The 21558-nt window shown below is 56.9% G+C and carries 18 protein-coding genes and 2 pseudogenes; 12 read left to right on the forward strand and 8 right to left on the reverse strand.

The window, feature by feature from the left end; translation table 11 throughout:
• Positions 1-178: 178 nt before the first annotated feature.
• From D777_RS08095 to D777_RS08110, 4 genes are all read left to right on the forward strand, one after another.
• Complete coding sequence (locus tag D777_RS08095; RefSeq protein WP_036130408.1) at positions 179-1876, forward strand: PhoX family protein; 1698 nt, start codon at positions 179-181, stop codon at positions 1874-1876.
• Positions 1877-1948: 72 nt separating this feature from the next.
• Positions 1949-3586, forward strand: coding sequence for a hypothetical protein (locus tag D777_RS08100; RefSeq protein WP_036130411.1), 1638 nt, complete (start codon positions 1949-1951; stop codon positions 3584-3586).
• 236 nt (positions 3587-3822) lie between these two features.
• Positions 3823-5463 (forward strand): methyl-accepting chemotaxis protein, encoded by a 1641-nt coding sequence (locus D777_RS08105; RefSeq protein ID WP_036130414.1) that lies wholly within the window; start codon positions 3823-3825, stop codon positions 5461-5463.
• 109 nt (positions 5464-5572) lie between these two features.
• Positions 5573-5899 (forward strand): DUF4870 family protein, encoded by a 327-nt coding sequence (locus D777_RS08110; protein WP_406564771.1) that lies wholly within the window; start codon positions 5573-5575, stop codon positions 5897-5899.
• Positions 5900-5911: 12 nt separating this feature from the next.
• Here the strand turns inward: D777_RS08110 and D777_RS08115 are convergent, their stop codons facing one another.
• Positions 5912-6277 carry a DUF6316 family protein gene (locus D777_RS08115; RefSeq protein WP_036130419.1) on the reverse strand — a complete coding sequence of 122 codons (366 nt, stop codon included), beginning with the start codon at positions 6275-6277 and terminating at the stop codon, positions 5912-5914.
• 393 nt (positions 6278-6670) lie between these two features.
• Between D777_RS08115 and D777_RS08120 the strand changes: the two genes are divergently transcribed.
• From D777_RS08120 to D777_RS18360, 3 genes and pseudogenes are all read left to right on the forward strand, one after another.
• Positions 6671-7738: an OmpA family protein gene (locus D777_RS08120; protein WP_051669016.1), complete on the forward strand. Its 1068-nt coding sequence runs from the start codon at positions 6671-6673 to the stop codon at positions 7736-7738.
• 43 nt (positions 7739-7781) lie between these two features.
• Positions 7782-8303, forward strand: a pseudogene (locus D777_RS18355) (thrombospondin type 3 repeat-containing protein); the annotation flags it as partial.
• A gap of 69 nt (positions 8304-8372) precedes the next feature.
• Positions 8373-8696: pseudogene (locus D777_RS18360) on the forward strand (thrombospondin type 3 repeat-containing protein); the annotation flags it as partial.
• 802 nt (positions 8697-9498) lie between these two features.
• Here the strand turns inward: D777_RS18360 and D777_RS08130 are convergent.
• The 6 genes from D777_RS08130 to D777_RS08155 form a co-directional block, all read right to left on the reverse strand.
• Positions 9499-9789 carry a hypothetical protein gene (locus tag D777_RS08130; RefSeq protein ID WP_036130422.1) on the reverse strand — a complete coding sequence of 97 codons (291 nt, stop codon included), beginning with the start codon at positions 9787-9789 and terminating at the stop codon, positions 9499-9501.
• Between the two features lie 137 nt (positions 9790-9926).
• Complete coding sequence (locus D777_RS08135; protein WP_036131228.1) at positions 9927-11243, reverse strand: hypothetical protein; 1317 nt, start codon at positions 11241-11243, stop codon at positions 9927-9929.
• Between the two features lie 74 nt (positions 11244-11317).
• Positions 11318-12427, reverse strand: coding sequence for a DUF1513 domain-containing protein (locus D777_RS08140; RefSeq protein WP_036130424.1), 1110 nt, complete (start codon positions 12425-12427; stop codon positions 11318-11320).
• A 14-nt stretch (positions 12428-12441) separates the two neighbouring features.
• Positions 12442-13482, reverse strand: coding sequence for an imelysin family protein (locus D777_RS08145; protein ID WP_036130426.1), 1041 nt, complete (start codon positions 13480-13482; stop codon positions 12442-12444).
• 9 nt (positions 13483-13491) lie between these two features.
• The gene (locus tag D777_RS08150) at positions 13492-14895 is read right to left on the reverse strand and encodes a di-heme oxidoreductase family protein (RefSeq protein WP_036130429.1); all 1404 of its coding nucleotides are present in this window, start codon (positions 14893-14895) and stop codon (positions 13492-13494) included.
• A gap of 6 nt (positions 14896-14901) precedes the next feature.
• Positions 14902-16197, reverse strand: coding sequence for an imelysin family protein (locus D777_RS08155; protein WP_201443353.1), 1296 nt, complete (start codon positions 16195-16197; stop codon positions 14902-14904).
• Positions 16198-16555: 358 nt separating this feature from the next.
• On the opposite strand from D777_RS08155, the gene D777_RS08160 reads away from it, so the two are divergent.
• Genes D777_RS08160 through D777_RS08180 form a run of 5 tightly spaced genes read left to right on the forward strand, consistent with a single transcriptional unit; the run spans position 16556 to position 20680 of the window.
• Entirely contained in the window at positions 16556-17395 is an 840-nt protein-coding gene (locus D777_RS08160; RefSeq protein ID WP_036130432.1) for a 23S rRNA (adenine(2030)-N(6))-methyltransferase RlmJ, read from the forward strand.
• A gap of 34 nt (positions 17396-17429) precedes the next feature.
• Positions 17430-18689 (forward strand): hypothetical protein, encoded by a 1260-nt coding sequence (locus tag D777_RS08165; RefSeq protein WP_036130437.1) that lies wholly within the window; start codon positions 17430-17432, stop codon positions 18687-18689.
• Between the two features lie 11 nt (positions 18690-18700).
• The gene (locus D777_RS08170) at positions 18701-19504 is read left to right on the forward strand and encodes a mechanosensitive ion channel family protein (protein WP_036130440.1); all 804 of its coding nucleotides are present in this window, start codon (positions 18701-18703) and stop codon (positions 19502-19504) included.
• The gene (locus D777_RS08175; protein ID WP_036130441.1) at positions 19504-20412 is read left to right on the forward strand and encodes a DMT family transporter; all 909 of its coding nucleotides are present in this window, start codon (positions 19504-19506) and stop codon (positions 20410-20412) included. Before D777_RS08170 ends, D777_RS08175 begins: the two co-directional genes overlap by 1 nt.
• Positions 20402-20680, forward strand: a complete 279-nt coding sequence (locus D777_RS08180; protein WP_036130444.1) for a GIY-YIG nuclease family protein — start codon at positions 20402-20404, stop codon at positions 20678-20680. The genes D777_RS08175 and D777_RS08180 overlap by 11 nt, the downstream gene beginning before the upstream one ends.
• On the opposite strand, the gene D777_RS08185 is transcribed toward D777_RS08180, so the two are convergent.
• Entirely contained in the window at positions 20658-21551 is an 894-nt protein-coding gene (locus D777_RS08185; protein WP_036130447.1) for an alpha/beta hydrolase, read from the reverse strand. The genes D777_RS08180 and D777_RS08185 overlap by 23 nt on opposite strands.
• Positions 21552-21558: the final 7 nt, after the last annotated feature.

Below are 21558 nucleotides of genomic sequence, written 5' to 3' on the forward strand. Positions count from 1 at the left end.
CACTATAACGGCGCAAATGTGACCGTTTTATTTCGCTTTCGGCGAGTTTGGGGCTTGTCTCGGAAAGGTCATCGTCTGTTCATGAGGTCGAAACGGAGCTGAAACATAGTTTGGCCAGTCTAGGGGCTCCGAAAATCTCCTTAAAACTAACGCTTGGAAAAAGCAAAGGATGAGAGACATGTACCAAAAGAACGGAAAGTCTGTGTTCAAACTGTCAGCGCTGGCGATGGCTGTCGCGGGCGTTGCTCTGGTGGCGGGCTGTTCTGACGACGATGACAACAATAGCGCAGCATCCTCGTTTGACACAGATAGCCAGGCTCTGACTCGTATGGCAACGGTCCCCCTTGGAGCGGAGGTCACAGGCCTGTTTCTGACCGAAGAGGGCGATCTGTTCTTCAACGTTCAGCATCCGTCAGACAGCAACACAACCGCCGACGATAACGGCAACGTCTTCTCTGCTGCGGCAGTGGGTGTTGTTGAGGACGCAGACCTTTCCGCTGATGGTTTCGGTTTCAACGCTCTGGCAGCGCCGAGCACCACTGAGGAAAAAGAGCTGGTACGCACGGCCGTCGGCTCCTACAAGGTGCTGGCTCAGAATGGTGATTCCTGGGCGGGGGCGCCCGTCGGTGGCATGGGCGCGATTGTCGCAACAGACGCTGCAAAGACCGTTATCAAGGTTTCCAACGATCCTGACTTTAACGCCTTCGTGAGCACCGGTGCCGGAGAGGGTTACCTGTTTACCAACTGGGAAGACCGCCCGGGCGGTATGAGCCGGATGAAAGTCCGCAAGAACGACGCTGGCGAGTGGAATGTCGTTGATAACGACGTCATGATGATCGACTTCGGCGCTGTCGGCGGCACCTGGGTTAACTGCTTCGGTACACTGTCTCCCTGGGGTAACCCGCTCACCTCTGAAGAACTCTACTTCGACAATACTTCAGACTGGAACAACCCCAACTACAACTACTTCTACCAGGCGGAAGATCTCAAAACATACCTGGATGGCACCTTCCCGAACCCGTATGACTACGGCTACATCGTAGAAATCACCAACCCGACAGCGGCTACACCGACCCCGGTGAAAATGCATGCCATGGGACGTTTCTCCCACGAGAACTCGGTTGTTATGCCGGACGAAAAGACCGTTTACCTGAGCGACGATGGTACCGGTACGGTGTTCTTCAAGTTTGTGGCTGATACTGCTGGCGACCTGACGGCCGGTACTCTGTACGCCGCAAAAGCGACTCAGGATGCATCCTCCGATCCTGCGGTTGCCGGATTCGATATCCAGTGGATCGAGTTGGCTCACGGTACCAACGCCGATATCGAAGGCTGGATCAGCGATTACGATGGCATCGACGAGACTGACTACGTCGATGGTCAGACCAGCTACATCTCCGATGCAGACGTTGCTGAATGGGCCGCCGGTAATGCTGCTGATGACCGTGTAGCGTTCCTCGAAACCCGCAAAGCCGCAGAAGCACTGGGTGCAACGGCTGAATTCCGCAAGATGGAAGGTGTGAACATCAACCTGGAAAGCGCCAAGAATGGTTCAGTTCCATACGCTTACATGGCGATGTCCAGCTACGACAAAACCATGGCAGACGACATGGGTGATATCCAACTGGATGGCACCAATGGCTCGTGTGGCGTGGTCTACCAGATGAAGCTTGATGCGAGCTTTGATATTTCCCGCATGGAGCCCGTCATCGTTGGCGGTGCGTATGACGGTGCCGCGACAGCAAACCAGTGCGACGTAGACAACATCTCCAACCCGGACAACCTCCTGGTTCTGAAAGATGGTCGTGTGGTGATCGGTGAAGATACCGGCAACCACGAAAACAACACGGTATGGCTGTTTGATCCGGAAGCCTGATTGGGTACCGGATAGATGCAACAAGTGGGGAAGCCGTGAGGCTTCCCCGTTTTCTATTGAACGAGTAACGTCATGAATCGCTCTATTTATTCTCTGGTTATTGGTGTCAGTGTATTGATGTCCGGGTGTGGCGGTAATAATGATCTGCCTTCCGTCGTCGTCCCGGATGACTATGTCTATGAAGGTCAGGAACCGGATCGGCCTGCCATTGCTGCGGACACCCTCTACAACCGGGAAGCCGTTATCCCTCCTCAGTGCTACACCAAGACTGAGGGAGTGAATAACCCCTGTTACACCTGCCATCAGACATACTCGGACCCGGATCGTCCCAATAGCATGTCCGACGGATTCCTGCAGGGAGACTACAACTTCTCTGAGCTGGGAACCCACAATCACTGGACAAACCTGTTCGTTGATCGGCGTGACGAGATTGCCGATATCAGCGATAGCGAAATCGAGAGTTACATAGACACGGATAATTACTCGGACTTTATTGAACGTCTGAAAGACGACGAGGAATGGTCCGGGCCAATACCGGAAATCCAGGACCTCGCCGAAGGGGCCGAGGCCTTTGACGAGCGAGGTCTCGCCCGGGATGGAAGTGGTTGGGTCGCCTTCAATTACAAGCCACTGCCAAGTACCTTCTGGCCGACCAACGGCTCGACCGATGACGTCATGATCCGCTTGCCCGAACCGTTTCGTGTTGCAGCATGCGGTACCGATACGGATGAATTTTCCCAGGATGTGTATTTTACCAACCTCGCACTGCTTGAAATGGCCATGGGGGACATGGACACGGTGTCGACACCGCCGATTGACGAGAACAACGTCTGCGCGGATCTCAACCATGACGGCATGCTTGGAGAAGTCACCCGAATTCAGCGCAGGGAAAAGTATGTGGGCGGTGCTGCCGGAGAATCGGTTGAGAGAATGTCTTACCCCGAGGGGACACAGTTTATTCATACCGTTCGTTACGTGGGTATTGAAGGAGATGAGATTCGTCCGTCCCGACGCATGAAGGAAGTGCGCTACATGAAAAAAGTCACCTCGTATTCGGTGGCTGAGCTTTCATCTCTGTATGGCAACGAACACCAGGAAAAACTGGACGGCAACCTTCCGGCATATTCCGATCACGGGGATAAAGGATTGAATAATGGCATGGGCTGGGAGGTGCTGGGCTTTATCGAAAACAGTCAGGGCGAACTCAGAAAACAGACTTATCAGGAACAGATGTTCTGTATGGGATGCCACGCGACGATCGGGACCACGATTGACCAGACGTTTGCGTTTCCGAGGAAGGTGGCAGGTGCTGAGGGGTGGGGCTACATCGATCTCCGGGGCATGCCAGACGCTCCCAGTCTTGGTCAGTTGAAAGGCGAAATTCTCGAATATCTTGAGCGTGCGGGTGGCGGCAATGAGTTCCGGGAGAATCCGGAAATGCGAGCGCGCTGGTTTAACGATGATGGCTCAGTCAAAGTAGACGATGTTGCCGCAGCAGATGTCTATACCCTGATTGCCCCCAGCAAGGAGAGGGCGCTTGCCCTGAACAAAGCCTATAAAGTTATTGTTGAAGAAGAGAGCTACGTCTACGGGCGGGACGCGACGGTCGTGCCTGCTGTTAACGTCTACCGGGATGTTGACCCGGACGGCGTGCCGCCTCTTGAAAGTGCCAGCCGGGTTCAGAATCGGGATATCCGTCTGGACTGGTAAACCGGGGCAGCCCGGTTATCCCTGGCCGGGCGCCATGATCAAACCGCACACCGTCCCTATTCTGTAACGGAATGGGTGAGGTTTGCGGTTTTTTTGTTTCAGATCATTCCAATCCTGCCGATATAAGGAATAAATGCACTAAAGTATGAGTTAAGAACTCATGCGGATTCTTTACTCTCCCCAATAGCCTTGCGTTGAACGATGGTTGTACATAAAACAAGAATGATGAGGTTATTATGGCTCTGCTTACTAGGGCGACGATTGTATGGGGGATTGCGAGTGCTGCCGCTGTTGCACTTACATGCGGCTTGGTGGCACCGGTGCTAGGCCTTGATCCGGGCTCTCTGCTGATCGGGCTCGCCATTGGATTGATCGCTGCTGTTATCTTCTTCGTTGCCCGCGTTCTGGAGCCCGTGGAACGGAGTATCCGTGAACTCAATGACGGCTCTCTTCCGGAAGACCACCCGCTTCACAAGGAATGTCATCAGCTTCTGTCCGAGGCCAAAGCCGGCCGCGCGCTGGTCGAGAGCCTGTCGGGGAGTGCTGACCAGAACGCCATCTCCGCCGCCCAGGTATCCTATGCGGCTGACCAGCTGAAGTTGCGCCTTGACCGGCAAGTGGAAGAAACCGCTCAGATGGCGGAGTATGCCGGCGAGATTACCGAAACCGTCCGGGAGTCCTCAGAACAGGCCACGGAAGCTGCGACCATGGCGCACCAGGCCAGCGCAACCAGTGCAGAAGGTCGCCAGGCTCTCGTGGATGCGATTGAGCGTATTCGCATTGTGCATCAGCAGTCCGGCGAAAACCTTCGCCTGATTCAGGAACTGAATGAGAAATCCAACAAGATTCAGGGTGTAACCACCACCATTGAGGGCATCGCTGAGCAGACCAACCTGCTTGCCCTCAACGCTGCCATTGAAGCAGCCCGGGCAGGTGAGCAGGGGCGTGGATTCGCCGTGGTTGCAGATGAAGTGCGGCAGCTTGCGGGGCGAACCGCTCAGGCGACTGGCGAAGTGGCCGAGACTCTTCAGGAAGTTCGTTCCGACACCACTCTGATTGTTTCCCGGATTGAGGACCTTGCCCGCAGTGTCGAGGAAGGGCTGGTGTCCGTGGAGAGTGTGGGGGAGCGGCTCGATCAGATTCGTGATCAGTCCGATCGGGTACAGCAGCAGGTTGCCAGAATTGCCGAGATTGATCAGAGCAACGAACAAAGCCTGCAACAGGTCTTCTCTGCCATCGAAACCGTTCGCGATCAGATATCCGAGAGCGACTCCAGTGTTGCGTCCCTGGCCGAGCAGGCGGGCACGCAGATGGAGCTGGCAGAGAAAGCAAATGCGGCGTTTGCCCTGAACAGTGAGGCCAGTTACCACCGCTTCTTCTACGATCAGGCCAAAGCGGGAGCTGAGCAGATAGGCAAGCTTTTCGAGCGGGCCATCAGTGAGGGCAAACTCTCGGAGTCGGCGTTGTTCGACCGGAATCGTGAAGCAATCCCCAATACTCATCCTCCAAAGTATGGAAGCCGATTCGACACCTTTACCGATCAGAATCTGCCCTCCATTCAAGAATCAATCAAGGATTCCCATTCTGCATTGGTGTTTGCCATTTCCTGCGCCCCGGACGGCTATGTGCCTACTCATAACCGGGAATTCGCCAATGCGCCCACGGGTAAACCGGAGGTCGATCTGGTGAAGAGCCGCAGCAAGCGTCTGTTCAATGACCGCACCGGTATTCGCTGTGGCACGCATACCGAGGATATGCTGTTGCAGACGTATCGCCGGGATACCGGTGAGATCATGCATGACCTGTCGGTGCCGATCTACGTGAACGGAAAGCATTGGGGTGGGTTCCGCCTCGGATACCGTCCGGACAACCACTGATGTCCCGCTCTGGCGGCGATTGTAAGCCTGTGTGTTAGACTTGGGCGAGATATTCGTAAGGAGAATCGCCTTGGCTGACCAGGACTACATCCCTGCCGATCCGGATCCGATGGCGCAACGCTCGGACTCCGCCCGAAACTTGGCCGTTGCCGTGTACATTCTGCAAGCGCTATCGTTCTTCGTCGGGGGGATCACGGGGTTGATCGGTGTGATCATCAATTACGTCAAGTTGGATGATGTCCGGAACACGTGGATTGAGCGGCACTTCCGTTGGCAGATAAGAACGTTCTGGATTGGTCTGCTCTGGACCGTCATTGGTATCGTGACCACGCCGCTGATCATTGGATGGTTCTTTCTGTTGGGGATCTCCATCTGGATCATCTATCGAATTGTGAAGGGCGCTCTGGCGCTCAACGAGGGCAAAGCACCGGTCTGACTTGACCGGTGCTCAGCTCTGCTGAGATTCCCACTGTTCTACCTCGGCACATAATGCACAGCGTTCCTTCGGGCAAGTCGCCGTGTCGTGTATCTGTATGCCATAAAACTGCGTCGGCTGAAATCGGCGAACCGAACTGACATCCGTGTTCCCGAGGTATACCTGAAGCGCGACAAACGCCTCTTCTTCGCTGGCGAAGGGCCCCAGGTCATTGCTCTCCCGAGTGCGGATATACCATCCCTGTGGTGTTTTCAGAAAACGGTTCGATTTTACCGGGCCTGTCGGAATGTGGCCGGGATCGTCTCCCGGGCGTTTGGCAGTGTGGGCTCCGGTTATCGCCGTTCCACGGCCGATAGACCGCTTTACCTTTCTAATCATCAGGCGCGCTGTTCCCTCATGCGAATTGTGGTTCTCTCTGTATAACGTTAAAACCCGGCAATCGGTTGCATGGCCAGTTGTACCGGGGTGGCTGGTGCCACAATGTTATGAAATGTAAAAGCTTGGAGTTTGTGCCTGCTCTGCGGGAACTTTGAGCTATTTCAAGCGTGTAAAGATATGGCATTGCAACATTATGTAAATGCAGTGTTTTTCAGTTGCGGCCAGAGTCGTCTGTGCTACGTTTTAAATGCCTGCATCTGTATTTTGTGACGCAGATCAATGAAGTTTCGGCCAAGTGCATTCTAGCTAAATTGGCCTAATCTGAGAACTACTACAAGCGGTTATAAGCTTGTAGCTCGTGTGAGTGGAAGACAAAAAAAGGACTAACAAATCATGAGCAGCAGGGCGCGACGACTGGTTGGGCAGTTATCGGCAGGGTGTCTGGTTTTTGCAGCAGCCGGACTTCAGGCAGATACCATTCAACACAACAGTGAATTTTCCCTTCTGGGCACCTACATCGTGCCCGACGACGAACGGACTGACGAGTATGGAACCGCCGTCAGAGCAACCTACGGTGTGCGTCTGGATGAATACTGGTGGCTGGAACCTACATTTTTTTCCGGTGTGATTGAGACCGGCCGTACCGGCGTGACGGATTACTACCAGCAGGGACTGGGTGTCGATCTCGCCTACCGCCTGTTTGGCAACTCGGATATCACGCCCTTCGGTCTGGCTGGTGTTGGCGTGTCGAGAAATGATGTTGCCAACAACACGTCCAATGAAATCGGTGGCTACGCCAATTTGGGGATCGGTCTGCTGACGGGGCCGGTGACAGATTCAGGTCTTCGACTCCGGGCAGAAGCCCGCTACCTCTATGACACTTTCGACGATGGTCTGTCGGATTTTCACCTGTCGCTCGGCGTCACCGTTCCAATCGGTGCGACTCGCCGACAGATTGTGGAAAAGGTGAAATACGTCGAGAAAGTCGTCGAGAAGGAGCGGGTTATTGAGGCTGCCGATTCTGACAACGACGGCGTGGTGGATGGCGTCGATCAGTGCCCGAACACACTTGAGGGCTTGCAGGTCAATGCGGTTGGCTGTGTTGAAACCGACAAGGAGCAGAGCGTTGTGCTCCAGGGCGTCACCTTCGAGTTCAACTCTGATCGCCTGACTGCAAACGCACGGGACATTCTGGTCAAGGCCGCGGACGCGCTCAAGGGTCAGGAAGATCTGCAGGTTGAATTGGCGGGCCACACCGACAGTGTGGGTGGTGCTGACTACAACCAGAAACTATCACAGAAACGTGCGGAATCGGTTCGAAATTACCTGGTGGATCTGGGTGTTGCATCAGACCGTCTGGAAGCGAACGGCTATGGCGAATCCAAACCGGTTCGCAGTAATGACACGGAAGAAGGCAGAGAGCGCAACCGGCGGGTTGAGTTCAACGTGATCTCGAAATGAGATGGGAGAAGTCGCAATGAACACAAACACAATAAAATGGTCTATGGCGCTGTTGCTGGCGCTGGTTGTTGGGCTCACTGGTTGCCGATCAGATAGCGCCCCGGGCGGAACTTCAGGCGGCGGTGCCGTCGGCGGTGACACTCAGGTTTTCGATGAAGACGGTGATGGCATTCCCGATAATGAGGATTCCTGTCCGACAGTTGTCAATTCTGGCGTTGATGCGGACGCAGATGGCATTGACGATGCGTGTGACACTGACATCGGCTCGACGTCTGATGAGGACGGTGACGGTGTGCCTAACGGCGATGATAACTGCCCAACGGTTGCCAATGCTGATCAGGCAAACAAGGATTCAGACCTTGTTGGGGATGCCTGTGACACCGACGCTGACGGTGATGGCGTTGCCGATAAGACTGACAACGGTGATGGCACCTTCAGTGCGATCGATCCAGCGAGCGGTGGCGACAACTGCCCACTGACACCGAACGAAAGTCAGTCTGACTTCGACAGCGATAACGTTGGCAACGCCTGTGACACCGATGCCGATGGCGATGGTGTTGCTGATAAGACGGATAATGGTGATGGAACCTTCACCACTATCGACCCGGCTAGCGGCGGCGATAACTGCCCGCTCGTGGCGAATAACAGTCAGGCAGATGCGGATGGCGACAATATCGGTGATGCCTGCGATACCGATAACGTAGCGGACAGCGACGGCGATGGCATCCCTGATTTCGAAAGCGATGGCACCACGCCGCTCGACAACTGTCCGAATACGGTAAACCCCGACCAGGAAGACCTGGACGGTGACGGTGTTGGTGATGTGTGTGATGCAGACACTGACGGAGATGGTATTGACGATGAAAACCTGCTTGGGCAACCGAATGACAACTGCCCGCGCGTAGCCAACCCCGACCAGGCAGATTCTGATGGTGACGGTATCGGCGATGCCTGTGACCTGGTTGACGATGCCGCCTACGCCTGCGCTGTATCCGGTGAACAGTTCTCACCAATGCTTGCCAGTGACACCGATCTCAATGCCACAGCAACCGCCGATACGTCGGGTTGTTTGCTTGGACTCGGGCTGATCTGTGATGTGCAGAACGCCGGTAATGTCGTCGACGATGATCTGACGAACCAGGCCACCATGCGAAATACCGATCTGTTGGGCCTCTCTACCGTGAAACTCCGCGTGGCGGCGACATCCGGTTTCGCATACCCTGCCTCCAATGCCGTGGGCATCGCATTCAACGAGAGTCCGCAGTTGCTGCAGGCTGATCTTCTCGGCGGCGACCTGATCGTTCGTACGGTGCTGAATGGCGTGACCCAGGAAGAAAGTAACGGAGAGGGCATTCTGGACCTGGATCTTCTGGGTGCCTCCGGTGTGCTGGATGGCTCAGATACCAGTTTCCTGGTGTTCCAGACCGACAAGCGTTTTGACAGTGTTGAGGTGGAGTTTGCGCCGTCGCTGCTGTCATTGCTGAATGAAGTGAATGTGAATGCGGTATGTGCGAGCAAAACCGACGTGCCGTTGCTCTAAACGCTCATATGCGGCCCCCCAGGGCCGCCCATAAACATAAAAAAAGAGCCGCAATTGCGGCTCTTTTTTTCTTTCCCTTCCCGCTTTCAAAGCGAACTTACAAAATGCAATGCCGCCAGGCTGGCCGCGCAGAACAGAATCGCTCCAAAAACTCTCAGCCTGCGTTCTGGAGGGATCAGGCTGCAACGCTGGGGTTCGTAGGAAGACTCTTGTCGCTTCATTAGCCCACAGCCTCCGCTGACCAGTGAATGGACAGTGTTTCGGCACAGAGACCGCAGTTATCTTTCAGGCAGTTCGATGAATCATGGATGTGAATCTGCCGCAGGGGTTGGTCGCTGCGTCTGTTAACGCCCTTATAGGCCTTGATATGGCGGGTCAGTGCCTCTGAGGCCAGTGCCGGATTCGGGAAGGGGCCAAGGTCGGAGGCTTCTCTGGTCAGAGCGAACCAGCCGATGGGAGTCTCAATGAGGCGTGTCAGGTGTTCTTTGGGTATTGCCGTGTCTGTCGTCATTTCTCCACCTTCGGTTAGAGAATACTACTGGTTACGAGACACTTCCCTGTTTGGTTTTGTTGTCGTCCACTAACTCGTACATTGGCGATAACGGAAAAGTTGAATAATGGTTCCGTCTTTGACGTGGCATTTGGGGCCTATTCGTCTGTAGTGACCTCCCTCAAACGAACGGCACTCACCATGCCCATTGCCCCCATCAGTCCGAGCACCAGGATAACGAAAATTTCGGAGAGGGTGGATAGCCAGGCGGTGAGGCCGCCGACCACGAGTAACAGGATGCCGATCACGGTGTTGCTGACGGCGGTGTAGTCCGTTCGCTTGTTGCCGCCGGCCATATCCACCAGATAGGTTTTCCGGCCCAACCGGACGCCGGCATGGGCGATGCCCAACACAAAGAAAGCGATCGGGTAGAACCAGGTACCACCGGCGTCGGTTCCCCATATCAGGGCGATTATTCCGACGACCAGACAGACCCCGCTGGCCATGGCCGCGCCCCGGATCATGACGCTCCGGCTTGAGGCATCGGCCATCCATCCCCAGAAGCTGGCGCTGAGGGAACTGGCCAGGCTGCTGGCGAGGAGGAACACGCCGAGCATCCAACCCACATCGGACGCCTTCTGGGCCAAAACCACGAAATAGGGCGATGCGAGGGCGGAGCACAGAAGCAGGGCGCGGGTAATCACGAAGTGTCGGAAGGGCGCGTCGTTCTTTAACAGGGACAGGCTGTGGAAAGCCTGGCTCAGCGCATTGCTGCCGCCACCGGTTTCACCTTCGAACTCCTGCACACCCGCGAACAACAGGCCGGCAATGATCCAGAGTCCACCCGCAAGAAGCAGAAGTACGGTATAAAACTCAAGTCCCGGGTCTCCCCTGTCCCAAAACAGGAGAGCGGTCATGATCACGGTCAGTGTGCCGCCGATGGTCGTTGCCAGACCGGACAGCCGACCGCGCCGCGTTTTAGGAATGCATTTGCCCTGAACGTCTTTCATCGCCACGGAGCAGAATCCTCGTGCCAGGGAGAAGGCGATCAGCGCGATGATAATTCCACTACCGGCCGCATACCCCTCAAGGAACCTGACACTTGCCGCCATCGCGACCACACTGGTGGCCTGGCCAACGCTGCCGAGAGTCCAGAACCACTTGCGAACGGCTTTGCGCCTGACCCAGGCCGCAATGACCATTTGCGGCACCATGGAGCCGGATTCGCGAATCGGTACCAGCCAGGCAACAAGGGCTGGTGCCCCCACGGCGCTCATCAGCCAGGCGAGAACCGTTTTCGGGCTGATCAGAAGGTCGCCTAGCTTGGTAAGAACATTGCTGGCCAGAATCAGGAAGAAATTGCGAGGCACTTCCCGGCAGGCTTCCTCAGGAATGTCCTTGCAGACCCGGGCGTCCTCCTCGTTGGCGACGAGGCTGTATAGCTGATCGATGGTGTCCCCACGGTTATCCGGCAAGTTCCAACCCTCCACTGATTTGAGCGCCAAGGATAACAGCTGCTCCAGTGTTACTTAAGGGTGCAGGGGCCGGGCTACACCAGATGGTGGTCCCATTGGACCGGCAATTGGGCCAACTCTTCAGGCGTGTCTTTTGCGCCGAACCGCACGAGCTGTCCGCGACCCGATGACAGCATAAAATCACCGCCTTTCAGGGCGTGGACGCCGGCGCAGTCAGGGATGGCTGTACTGGAAATCAGTTTCCCCGTGCTTCCTTCGAAGATCACCGCTGTGCCGCCCACCGGTGATGCGGCTGCAACCAGATCATTCTCCGGGTGTGCCGCCACACTGGAAATGTAGTTGCCGAGCCCTTTCTGGGTTGCATCGTCGAAACGGATTTCCCGCAGTTTGCCGTCTTGCAGGCGAGCTAGAAGGGGCGGGTTCTCATAGAGGGGGCCCTGATATTGGTACGCGGCATAAATCCGTCCGTCGCGATTCACGCTCACATGCCGGGTGCTTTGCTGATGGTGAGACGGTTTGAACCGGCCGACGATGGAGCCGGTGCGCCTGTTCATCAGAACCAGAGCCGGCTGCATGGTGTCCAGATTCAGTTTGATGCGGTCGTAATCCGGGTGAGTGAGAATGCCACCGAGGCCGATGATCAGTGTTTCTCCATCCGGGTGGATTGTCAGCTCATGGGGTCCGATTCCGGCCAGTTCATATGTGTTCGACCGCTTGAACTCGTTTTCGGCATCGTAGACCGCGATGATGCCTTCACCCTGTTCATAACGGCTGGCTGTTGCGTAGAGCCAGCGCCCGTCCGGTGAGAATATGCCGTGGCCGACAAAATGCTCGCCCTGAGCGGCCTGGACTCGGGCTTGCCTGCGGCCAGAGGTTCGATCAAAGACACAGAAAGACCAGCCAGGCCTGCGCTCGAAGAATACGACCTGCTTGCCTCCGGGACGGTTGCAGCCGCTGTGACACCGGGTTTCGACAGGGGATTGCCAGACCGGCTGGCCGGAACGATTGATGGCCTCAACGGCAAACGTGCCATCCGGCAGGGCAACGGCTGCGGTGTACTGTTCCGGGTGTCCTGAATTCATGTTCGGCAATAGGCTGCACCCTGTCAGGGTAGCTGCAACGGACGTTGCAGCGCCGGCTTTCAGAAGCGCCCGTCTGCTTAAATCGGGATACTGGTCACTCATGGGTTCTCGCTCGCTCAATCGCCATCGCTTGAGTTGAATCCCCGGGCCACACCGAGCTCAACCGCTGCCTGGTCGGTTACCAGCACGACCAATTGCGAGACATCCACGTAAAGCCCCTGCAGTTGGGCGAAGGAATCGTCCTGTAGCATGACTTCCATGGGCGCTCGCATCTCCGGGAAGTGCTCCAGAACCTCATCAAACTGGCGCTTGATTGACTGTGATAATGCCGGTTTGTCACTGTTATCGAGGAGCAGGGACAGCCCGGGCAGGAAATACGTCCGTAGGCCATTAAGTGAGGCCTCGACGGCCATCAAGCTTGAGCCGCTGCGCCATGCGTCGGCGTCGTATTTCGAGCGCTTGCCATTACCTCGCATGCCCATGGGTTGAGCCAGACGACGCTCTTCGAGGATTTCGAGGCCCGCCATCCCTGCCTTTATGGTGGCGTCGCTGTACTGATCGGTATCCAGGAAGTGCTCACGAAGTGATTGCCATTCCGATGAAAGCGTGTCGCTGTTTGCGGCGATGTGATCTGCCACCGCAACCAGAAGCTCACAGGTGTTGGTTGCCGGAAGCGCCTTGTCCGAGGCGTTCATCTGCTTGTCGTACAGCAGGTATTCGGCCATCGGGAAGCCCTGGACGGCGACACCAGATTGCGCCACCAGTTCTTGTGTAACGCCATCCTCTGACTTCACCAGGTATCGGGCTTTCTTGGCAATCAGGTTCTTCGGGTCCGGCCAGAACTGGAACTGCCAGGCAAGGTTGTTGTTCTCGACCGGGCCAAAGTCAACAAAGCGGACCTTCTGCCAGGCGAGAAACGCCCTCCGCCAGGCTTGTTCTGCGTTGCGGCGGGATGCCTGGTCGGGTGATTCGCAGTAGTTCTGTGCCGCCCTCGAGAAATCGGCAGCATTGGTGGCGAGTGACTGGTAACCTGCAAGAATCGCGTCGTGCCAGAGGTTTCTTGCCTGGCGATCAATGTCGAGGTCTGTATTCGCGCCGACAGCGGCAGATGCCAGTGCCAGTGTTGCGGCGCCGATCAGCTTCGTGAATTTGCGCATGACTCTCCCTCAGAGTGATTCCAGAAATTCGACCAGCGCTTTGCGCTCGGTCGTGCTCATGGCGCGGTACCTGTCCGCCGCTGGCTGGGCTTCACCGCCATGCCAGAGGACGGCTTCTTCCAGCGTACGGGCACGGCCGTCGTGCAGGAAACCGGACTTGGGATTAACGATCTGTGCCATACCGATTCCCCACAGGGGCGGCGTGCGCCATTCATTACCATTGGCCAGAAATTCGTCGCGTCCGTCCGCCAGGGCCGGGCCCATATCGTGCAGCAGGAGATCGGTATAGGGCCAGATGGTCTGGTTGCTCAGGTCCGGACGGCCCTCGGATGTTCCGGTTTTATGGCGCGGGGTGTGGCACCCTGCACAGCCCAATTCATTGAACAGACGGGCGCCGTGCTGAACCGAGGTTGAGTCCATGTTCCGACGGGCTGGCACGGCGAGGCTCTTGGCATAGAAAGTGACGAAGTTGGACACCTTGTCACTGACCTCTGGCGAGCCGCCATTGGTGAAACGGTCGCACTCCTGCTCAGCGGTGCAGTCAGTGGCAGACTTAAGCGTTGAGGTCAGCCCCATGTCACCGGCGAAGGCACCCATACTTTGCTGGCGAACGTTGGGCTCTGCGGCTTTCCAGCCAAATCGCCCAGGCACGGTTTGATTACTGGCCAGATCCCAGACCAGGTTGAGCTTTCCGGAGATGCCGTCGCCATTATGGTCTTCGGGATCCGCGATGGCCCTAATGTCTTTGATGTCGATCGCTTCCAGCAGACCCATGCCGATCATCTGGGGGGCAACGCGAGGAGAGATCAGAAGATCCTCGGGCAGCGGCCCGTAGTTCGGGTTCTCGATTCGATATTGGGGCTTGCGCAGGGAAATCTCGGTACCATCGGCCAGGGTTTCTGTGATCGGCTCCCAGGTCAGAATCATGTCTGCTTCGGGTTTTGCAGCCGGTAACGCTGCTGTCTGTAGTTGGCTGCCATACACGGGCGCTGGCTTGAAACCGTGCTTCTTGAGCAGGTCGGCGTCCTTTTCGGGATCTGCCGGCACGGCAAGGCGCAGGAACAGGGAAACCGGTGGTTCATCGACGCCCGGCGGGTGTCCCCGGCCATCCTTGATGTGACAACCCTGGCAGGAATTTGTGTTGAACAGCGGGCCAAGGCCGTCCCTGGCATCGGTACTGGCCGGCGCTTCAACCCATGGGTTACGGAAAAAGCTGTTGCCGACGCTGAAGTCCAGACGTTTGGTCATGGACAGGTTGCCCTGGGGGAGGGAGTAGGCATTGGTATCCGCCTGTTCGACCGTTCCGTCGCCGCCAGTTGCAGGGGTGGTCTGGACGGGATAACCCGCGTGGGTCTTTGCAAAAACGGGTGCGCTGGCAATCGCCAGGGCACCCAGAAAGGTAATTGATTTCATTTCGCCTCAGAAAGAGTGGCCAGCGTCGTCCGGAGACAGAGCCTCGATACCCAGTTCGCGGGCGGCCTGTTCGATGGAGCCGGTCTGTTCAACCAGAGCCATAATGGCGCCATTAACGATGGTTGCGCCTTCAGCATTGCCCGGTGCGATCATCATATCAAAAGGCATCGGATTCTTGCTGGCCTCGGCCTTGTCCTTCATCAAGCCCAGAGCTTGCATTGAGGCGACAAGTTGGGCATTGAGGCGAACATCCAGTTCCGGATCGACTTGCGCGACCAGATCGGACAGGGACGGCCCGCTTACTTCACTGCCGTCAACACGCTGGTATGTGCCGGTGTAGACATTCTGGATGCCCTGGCCATTGTAGTAATGGGAGTTGTGGGTGTTGTCGCTGAAGCAATCGTGTTCGTCCTCATAGGAATTGGCTTCCAATGCAACTTTCATGCGCTCGCCCGCCAGCTCGCCCAGAGACAGCGAGCCCATGCCAAACAGCATTTTCTGAACAGCTTCGTTGGCATCGGCCGAGGTCAGCTTGGCGCGGTAGTTGCCGCTCTGACCCGGAGCCCATTGGTCTACCATCCACTCGAGATCCGAAACAAGCAGGTCGGTGACCGCATCCAGATATTGTGCTCGACGGTCACAGTTTCCGTTGGTGCAGTCGGCGCCTTGGCCATAGTCCGTTGCCGGGCGCTCACCAGCACCACTCTCGAAACCGTGCAGGTCCTGGCCCCAGAGCAGGAATTCGGCGGCATGGTAGCCGGTTGCAACGTTCGCTTCGGAGCCACCGATTTCGTTCAGGTCCGCTAAGAGGTCCGGGGTTAGGGTGGTGACGTCCAGGGTTTCACCGCCGATGTTGATGCGGTTGCTGGCAACAATGTTTGCGGTCGCACCGGCGTTACCAAGCTCGTACTGATAATCGTCGGCTTTCACGTAGTCGATCAGGCCCTCGTCGAGGGGCCATGCGTTCAGTTGTCCTTCCCAGTCATCCACCACCGTGTTGCCGAAGCGAAAAACTTCTGTTTGCTGGTAAGGAACGCGGGCAGCCAGCCAAGCCTTTTTGGCCGCCAGTAGGTTTGCTTCACTGGGGTTGGCGATCAGGCGATCGGTTGCTTCATCCAGTGCCTTGGCGGTGATTAGCGCATCTTCGTAGTTTGCATGCGCGAGATCCGCGTAATGTTCTACGACAGAGGCCTTGGTTGCAGGTTCAGAATTGTCGGAAGACCAGGGGGTGTTTGCGCAACCGGTTGTTGCTACAGCTGCAATCGTCAGCGCCAGCGGGGCTGGGCGGAACATGGCTTTCATTATGCGCTCCGTTTCCAATGTTGATCCGTAATAGGACGTATTATCGTTACGATTATGTTGGCTAATTCCATGCAAAGCAAGGGGGCTTTCAAATTGCAGGGGCCAGCCGATGCTGATCATAAATAACAATGAGAACCATTTGCAAAAATGCGGTGGAATGCTAAGTTCTATCCAGGTCCCACTTATATCAATGGAGGAATGGCCATGAGTGGATCGGTTGTGCACCTGGCTGGCTCACCCAGACATATCTTCTCGGCCTGGCAGTCGCTGCGAAGGTCCGTGAAACAGGAAGCCGCCCCCACTTGCACGAACAGGGCAGTGTCGGGCTTAATGGCCCCCGGAAACCGGGAGCCTGATCATGCTGAGTTATCTACACGCCTTCCACGCCGGCAACTTTGCCGATGTCCAGAAACATACGACGCTGACACTGTCCCTGTCGATGATGCAGGCCAAGGCGTCGGGCATAGCCTGTTTTGATACGCATGCTGGCAGTGCCGTCTATGATCTTGAGAGTGACCGGGCGCGAAAGACCGGGGAGTCCGACCGTGGTATTCAAGCTCTGTTGGCCAGGAGGCCGGAGCTGGCCTGTGAGGACTGGAAGCCACTTCTGACATTGCTGAATGAATTGAATGCCGGCCGCGACCGTCTCAGGGTTTACCCGGGCTCGCCGGCCTGGTTCAGGCATTTCCTGCGGCCTGTGGATTCCCTGACCACGTTTGAGCTGCACCCTTCCGAGGGGGAGCAGCTGGCGGATTGGGCAACGGGTGCGGGCGTTCGAGCGGTCAAGGGGGATGGACTGCGGGGGCTGTTGAAACAGCTCCCGCCGAGTCAGCCCCGGTTGTTGACGCTGATCGATCCATCCTACGAAATCAAATCTGATTATGTCGCTGTGGCCGAAACCCTGCACAAGGCATGGCGAAAGTGCCGTCATGGCGTCTATCTTGTCTGGTATCCGATACTGACGAGCGGGCTCGAGCAGGCGCTATTATCGGCCGTTCGGGAGTCGGGAATCGTCAAGGTATTGCGCAGTGAGGTCCATCTCAAGCAGCCTCCGGAGCGGGGCATGACCGGCTCTGGTATGCTGGTCGTCAACCCGCCTTGGGGCTTGGGTGAGAGATTGTTCTCCATGTTGGATGAGGTGTCCGGCCATGACTGCCTGAACCTGTCTCATCGGCTGGATTGGCTTGTCTCCGAATAGCCAGCCTGGTTCATGGACCGCAGGAGCATAGTGTTTGACTGAATCACAGAAGCCCGCTATCGAACCGTCGATCCTACCCGGCGGGCTGATCGCGCCGGATCAATGGAAACTGCCTGAGACTTCCGTTCGCCGTTCCATGAAGGGTGGTGTAAGGCATCTTCTCGATCAACTGAGAGCCGGTATCTCGGTGGAAGAGGAGCCCTTTCGGAGCCTTGATGATCTGCCGCTGTTGTCTCCCTCCCGGCGTCAGCGTCTTGCTCCGGAGCCCGACTATTCCACACTTTCCGAAAGCATTCTGACAGACCTGGACGCCAGTAAATCCGAATCATCGGATCCGAGATCGGTCGCGTTTCTTGTGGCGCCCCCGTTTTCCGGTTTTCGTGAGGCGCTTGTCCGGGTGCCGATCGTTTCAGGTACCCGCGACAACGACGATTGTGAATGGCGGGTGCTGGCTCCGCCGGATTCACTGTTGATGGACGATGCTCGGGCTCGCCAGTGGTGGGACAAGCAGGACCTTTCACAGCCTTGGGTGATTCCGGAGCTGGCGGATTTCTGGCTGCGGCATACGTCCGGTCTGGCCTTGGTCCGGGAATTGTTGAGGCGGATATCGGCGGGAGAGGCAGGGCAGGGCATTGTCGGCTGTTCCAGCTGGTGTTGGCAGTTCTGGCAGAGCTATTGCCCGGATATGTATCTCTCCCCCCGCTGCCCAGCGCCCCTGGATGCGACGAGTCTTGGTCGTTGGCTTGAGGGGTTAGCCTGTCAGTCTGGCGACATGGTGTTGACCGCGCGAATGACCCATGACGGTCAGTATGTGTTGCCGCTTGATGATGGCAAGGACGGGCAAAAGCAGAAACACAGCGCCTTTCTGAGAGACCTTGCGGCTACGTCACGAGGTATTCACGGGGTCGCGCTGGCGATCTGGCAACGATCGCTCAGGGCGAGGCCAGAAGATGACGCGGATCAGAAAGAAGAGGCTTCGAGAGAAGGAAACGGTCCCCATTGCTGGGTGGCGCCGCTGGAGCAACTGAGCTTTCCGATTATGCCCCAGAGCCAGGGGCGCTCCCTCGGTTTTGTTCTGCATGCGCTGCTGCTGCATGATGGCCTGGATGAGAACTCACTTACGCTGGTTACCGGGCTCTGGGAGCATGAGGTTGTGCATATCCTGGCGCGACTTTCGCGGGCCGATATTGTGGTCAGATCTGAGTCCGCGCCGACCTGGCACGTGACCGCCCTGGGGTATCTGACGGTGCGGCGTCATCTGCAGAGCTGGGGGTTTCCCGTTGATGGTTTCTGAAGGAGTTCGCCATGGGTGATCTGGGCCTGAAGGAAGCGTTTGCCTCGATAACGTCCGGGGCGATTCTTAACGCTCTGCTGGTGGTGGTGGTCGCTTCGGCCATTATCGTTGCGATTCAGAAAGTGTTTCCGAAACTGGCGGGAAAGGTGGGTGGAAAGCCCCGGCTCTACCTGCTTGCACTCGTGCCGTTGCTGCGTTTGCTGATCATCGTGGTGACCATCGTTATCGTCGTGCCAATCCTGATTGAGCCAACGTTCGAGAATATGGTGGCCATCTTCGGTGCCTTGGGGCTGGCCATCGGCTTTGCACTGAAAGACTACGCGAATAGCCTGATTGCGGGCATTGTTACCCTGTATGAGATGCCGTATCGGCCCGGTGACTGGATTGAGGTCGATGGCCAGTATGGCGAGGTGCGCTCGATAGGTGCCCGAACGGCGGAAATTCTCACGCCGGACGATTCGATTGTCATCATCCCCCACAGCAGGCTCTGGAATGCGCTGATCTCCAATGGCAACGACGGCACCGATAACCTGATGTGTGTGGCGGAGTTTCATCTGAAGCCGGGTCATGACGTCAGCGCTGTGCTGAGCCTACTTCGGGATGTCGCGTTCACTTGCCCAATGACCCGAACCTGGATGCCGGTATCCGTTGTTGCCGCCAACGAGCCCTGGGGGATGCGTTACAGGGTTAAAGCGTATCCACTCGAGCCACGGGATCAGTTCCGGTTTGTCACTGACCTGACCGCTCGGGGAGCCCGGGTACTTGCCGCAGAGGGTATCGGATTCACCCCTTATGTCGTTCAAGGAGTGTCCTGATGTCCAACCAGAAGCAGGCGATGCTGTTTGGCCTCGCCACCGTCCTGCTTTGGTCAACGGTTGCCACGGCCTTCAAGCTGGCATTGCGGGAGCTTGCCCCGGTGCAGATGCTGCTGATTGCGGTTGTCTCCTCGGTTGTTGTCATGGCGGCCATACTGATGGTGCAGGGTCGGTGGTCCATGGTGTTCCAGTTGAGCCGTGGGCAATACGCCCAGTCGTTCGGTATGGGGCTGATCAATCCCTGTTTGTACTATTTCGTGCTGTTCGGGGCATTTGATCGTTTGCCGGCCCAGGAGGCTCAGCCCCTCAACTACACCTGGGCGCTGGTCCTGGCCTACCTGTCGGTGCCCTTTCTCGGGCAGCGTCTGCGCAAACTGGACATTCTCGCGGGGCTGATCTGTTATGCCGGTGTGGTGGTGATTGCAACCCGCGGAGCTGTCACCTCCCTGAGTTTTTCCGATCCTCTCGGTGTCGGCCTGGCCCTTGGCAGCACCGTCATCTGGGCGTCCTACTGGATCATTGCGACGCGGGATACCCGGGATCCTGTGGTTGGGCTGTTTCTGAATTTCCTGTTTGGCCTGCCAGTTATTGCCCTGATCTGTTGGTGGACCGAAGGCCTTGAAGTGGGCTCGGGAACCGCCTTTGGCGCAGCGGTTTATGTCGGTGTGTTCGAAATGGGGGTTGCCTTTGTTCTGTGGTCCTACGCCATGAAAAAAGCCGAGAACACGTCAAAGGTCAGTAACCTGATTTTCATATCGCCGTTCCTGTCCCTGGTGTTTATCTACTTTATTCTCGGCGAGCAGATTCTGGCTTCAACGTATGTGGGTCTGATTCTGATTATGGGCGGGCTCTGGTTGCAGCAGAAAAAAGTGCGACGCCGGCAGGAGGTCGTGGTTAGTGGCGGCTGACTGGTATCTCTATATCGTAAGGACGGCGCAGGGCGCTCTCTACACCGGTATAAGCACGGATGTGGCACGGCGTTTCAGTGAGCATCAGGCTGGTGCGCCGAAGGGTGCCCGAAGCCTCCGAGGCAAGGGCCCCCTGACGCTGGAATTCCAGACGGCGGCAGGGGATCGTCGACAGGCCTCCAGATTGGAGTGGCGGGTCAAACAGTGGCCACGTTCCAGAAAGGAGGCGCTGTTGCGTGGGGAAATCAGTCTGTCAGACGAGATTTGATGTGAGTCCCGGCCGCCTCTAGTGCAGATGTTGATCGTTCGAGTTGGCCGGCGTGAACCTGAAAAACGTGCCACAGGCTGTTGTACACTTCCAGGCGAACGTCCACGTCGTCCCGGTTCGCGGTCTGGGCCAGACGCTCTGCATCATTGAGCAGAATCTCTTCGCTTCCAACCTGTATCAACAAGGGTGGTAGCTTTGCCAGGTCACCATAGACAGGCGAAATGTACGGCGTTGTCAGGGCATTGTCGGCAGCGTACAGCCGGGCTGCCTTTTCTGTCCATCTGGCCTGCAGGACGGGCTCTCGCTCGGGCTTGTAAAGGTTGGACTGGGTGAGATCTACCCACGGAGAGAATACGGTAAGGCTCGATGGCAGTTCCTGACCACTGTCTCTCAACTTCATCGCCAAAGCTATCGTAAGGCCTCCCCCTGCGGAATCACCGGCAACAGCAATGTGCTTCGGACTGTGTCCCTCGGCCAGCAGGGCACAGTAAACCGCTTCAGCGTCTTCGAGTGCTGCGGGGAACGGGTGTTCCGGTGCCAGGCGATAATCCGGTGTAATGATTTCGCAACCGGAGGCTTTGGCCAGGTGCCCGGTCAGCCCCCGGTGGGTCGTGCTGGAACCGATGATGTATCCTCCACCGTGAAGGTAAAGGATAACGCCCCGGGTACTCTTACCATTCTGGCATCGGGTAACGGGAACGCCGGCCAGCGAGTCGCTGGAAAACCGGGTTGCCTTCGGGGGAACGGAGCTGCGGTAGGCTTGGGCGATCAGGGTTCTCTGGAGTGATACCGGTATGGACGGGCTGAGCATTGGTCGCACGAGGCGCGTCATGGTCTGCCGAAGACCGGCTTCCAGAAGGTGTTGCAGCATCTGTGTT

Source organism: Marinobacter nitratireducens (assembly GCF_000708045.1).
GTDB classification, from domain to species: domain Bacteria; phylum Pseudomonadota; class Gammaproteobacteria; order Pseudomonadales; family Oleiphilaceae; genus Marinobacter; species Marinobacter nitratireducens.

Bases quoted from the DNA above. Each gene is read 5' to 3' on its own strand.
- D777_RS08095 (WP_036130408.1), top strand. From the start codon at position 179: ATGTACCAAAAGAACGGAAAGTCTGTGTTCAAACTGTCAGCGCTGGCG.
- D777_RS08100 (WP_036130411.1), top strand. From the start codon at position 1,949: ATGAATCGCTCTATTTATTCTCTGGTTATTGGTGTCAGTGTATTGATG.
- D777_RS08105 (WP_036130414.1), top strand. From the start codon at position 3,823: ATGGCTCTGCTTACTAGGGCGACGATTGTATGGGGGATTGCGAGTGCT.
- D777_RS08110 (WP_406564771.1), top strand. From the start codon at position 5,573: ATGGCGCAACGCTCGGACTCCGCCCGAAACTTGGCCGTTGCCGTGTAC.
- D777_RS08115 (WP_036130419.1), bottom strand. From the start codon at position 6,277: ATGATTAGAAAGGTAAAGCGGTCTATCGGCCGTGGAACGGCGATAACC.
- D777_RS08120 (WP_051669016.1), top strand. From the start codon at position 6,671: ATGAGCAGCAGGGCGCGACGACTGGTTGGGCAGTTATCGGCAGGGTGT.
- D777_RS08130 (WP_036130422.1), bottom strand. From the start codon at position 9,789: ATGACGACAGACACGGCAATACCCAAAGAACACCTGACACGCCTCATT.
- D777_RS08140 (WP_036130424.1), bottom strand. From the start codon at position 12,427: ATGAGTGACCAGTATCCCGATTTAAGCAGACGGGCGCTTCTGAAAGCC.
- D777_RS08145 (WP_036130426.1), bottom strand. From the start codon at position 13,482: ATGCGCAAATTCACGAAGCTGATCGGCGCCGCAACACTGGCACTGGCA.
- D777_RS08150 (WP_036130429.1), bottom strand. From the start codon at position 14,895: ATGAAATCAATTACCTTTCTGGGTGCCCTGGCGATTGCCAGCGCACCC.
- D777_RS08155 (WP_201443353.1), bottom strand. From the start codon at position 16,197: ATGAAAGCCATGTTCCGCCCAGCCCCGCTGGCGCTGACGATTGCAGCT.
- D777_RS08160 (WP_036130432.1), top strand. From the start codon at position 16,556: ATGCTGAGTTATCTACACGCCTTCCACGCCGGCAACTTTGCCGATGTC.
- D777_RS08170 (WP_036130440.1), top strand. From the start codon at position 18,701: ATGGGTGATCTGGGCCTGAAGGAAGCGTTTGCCTCGATAACGTCCGGG.
- D777_RS08175 (WP_036130441.1), top strand. From the start codon at position 19,504: ATGTCCAACCAGAAGCAGGCGATGCTGTTTGGCCTCGCCACCGTCCTG.
- D777_RS08185 (WP_036130447.1), bottom strand. From the start codon at position 21,551: ATGCTGCAACACCTTCTGGAAGCCGGTCTTCGGCAGACCATGACGCGC.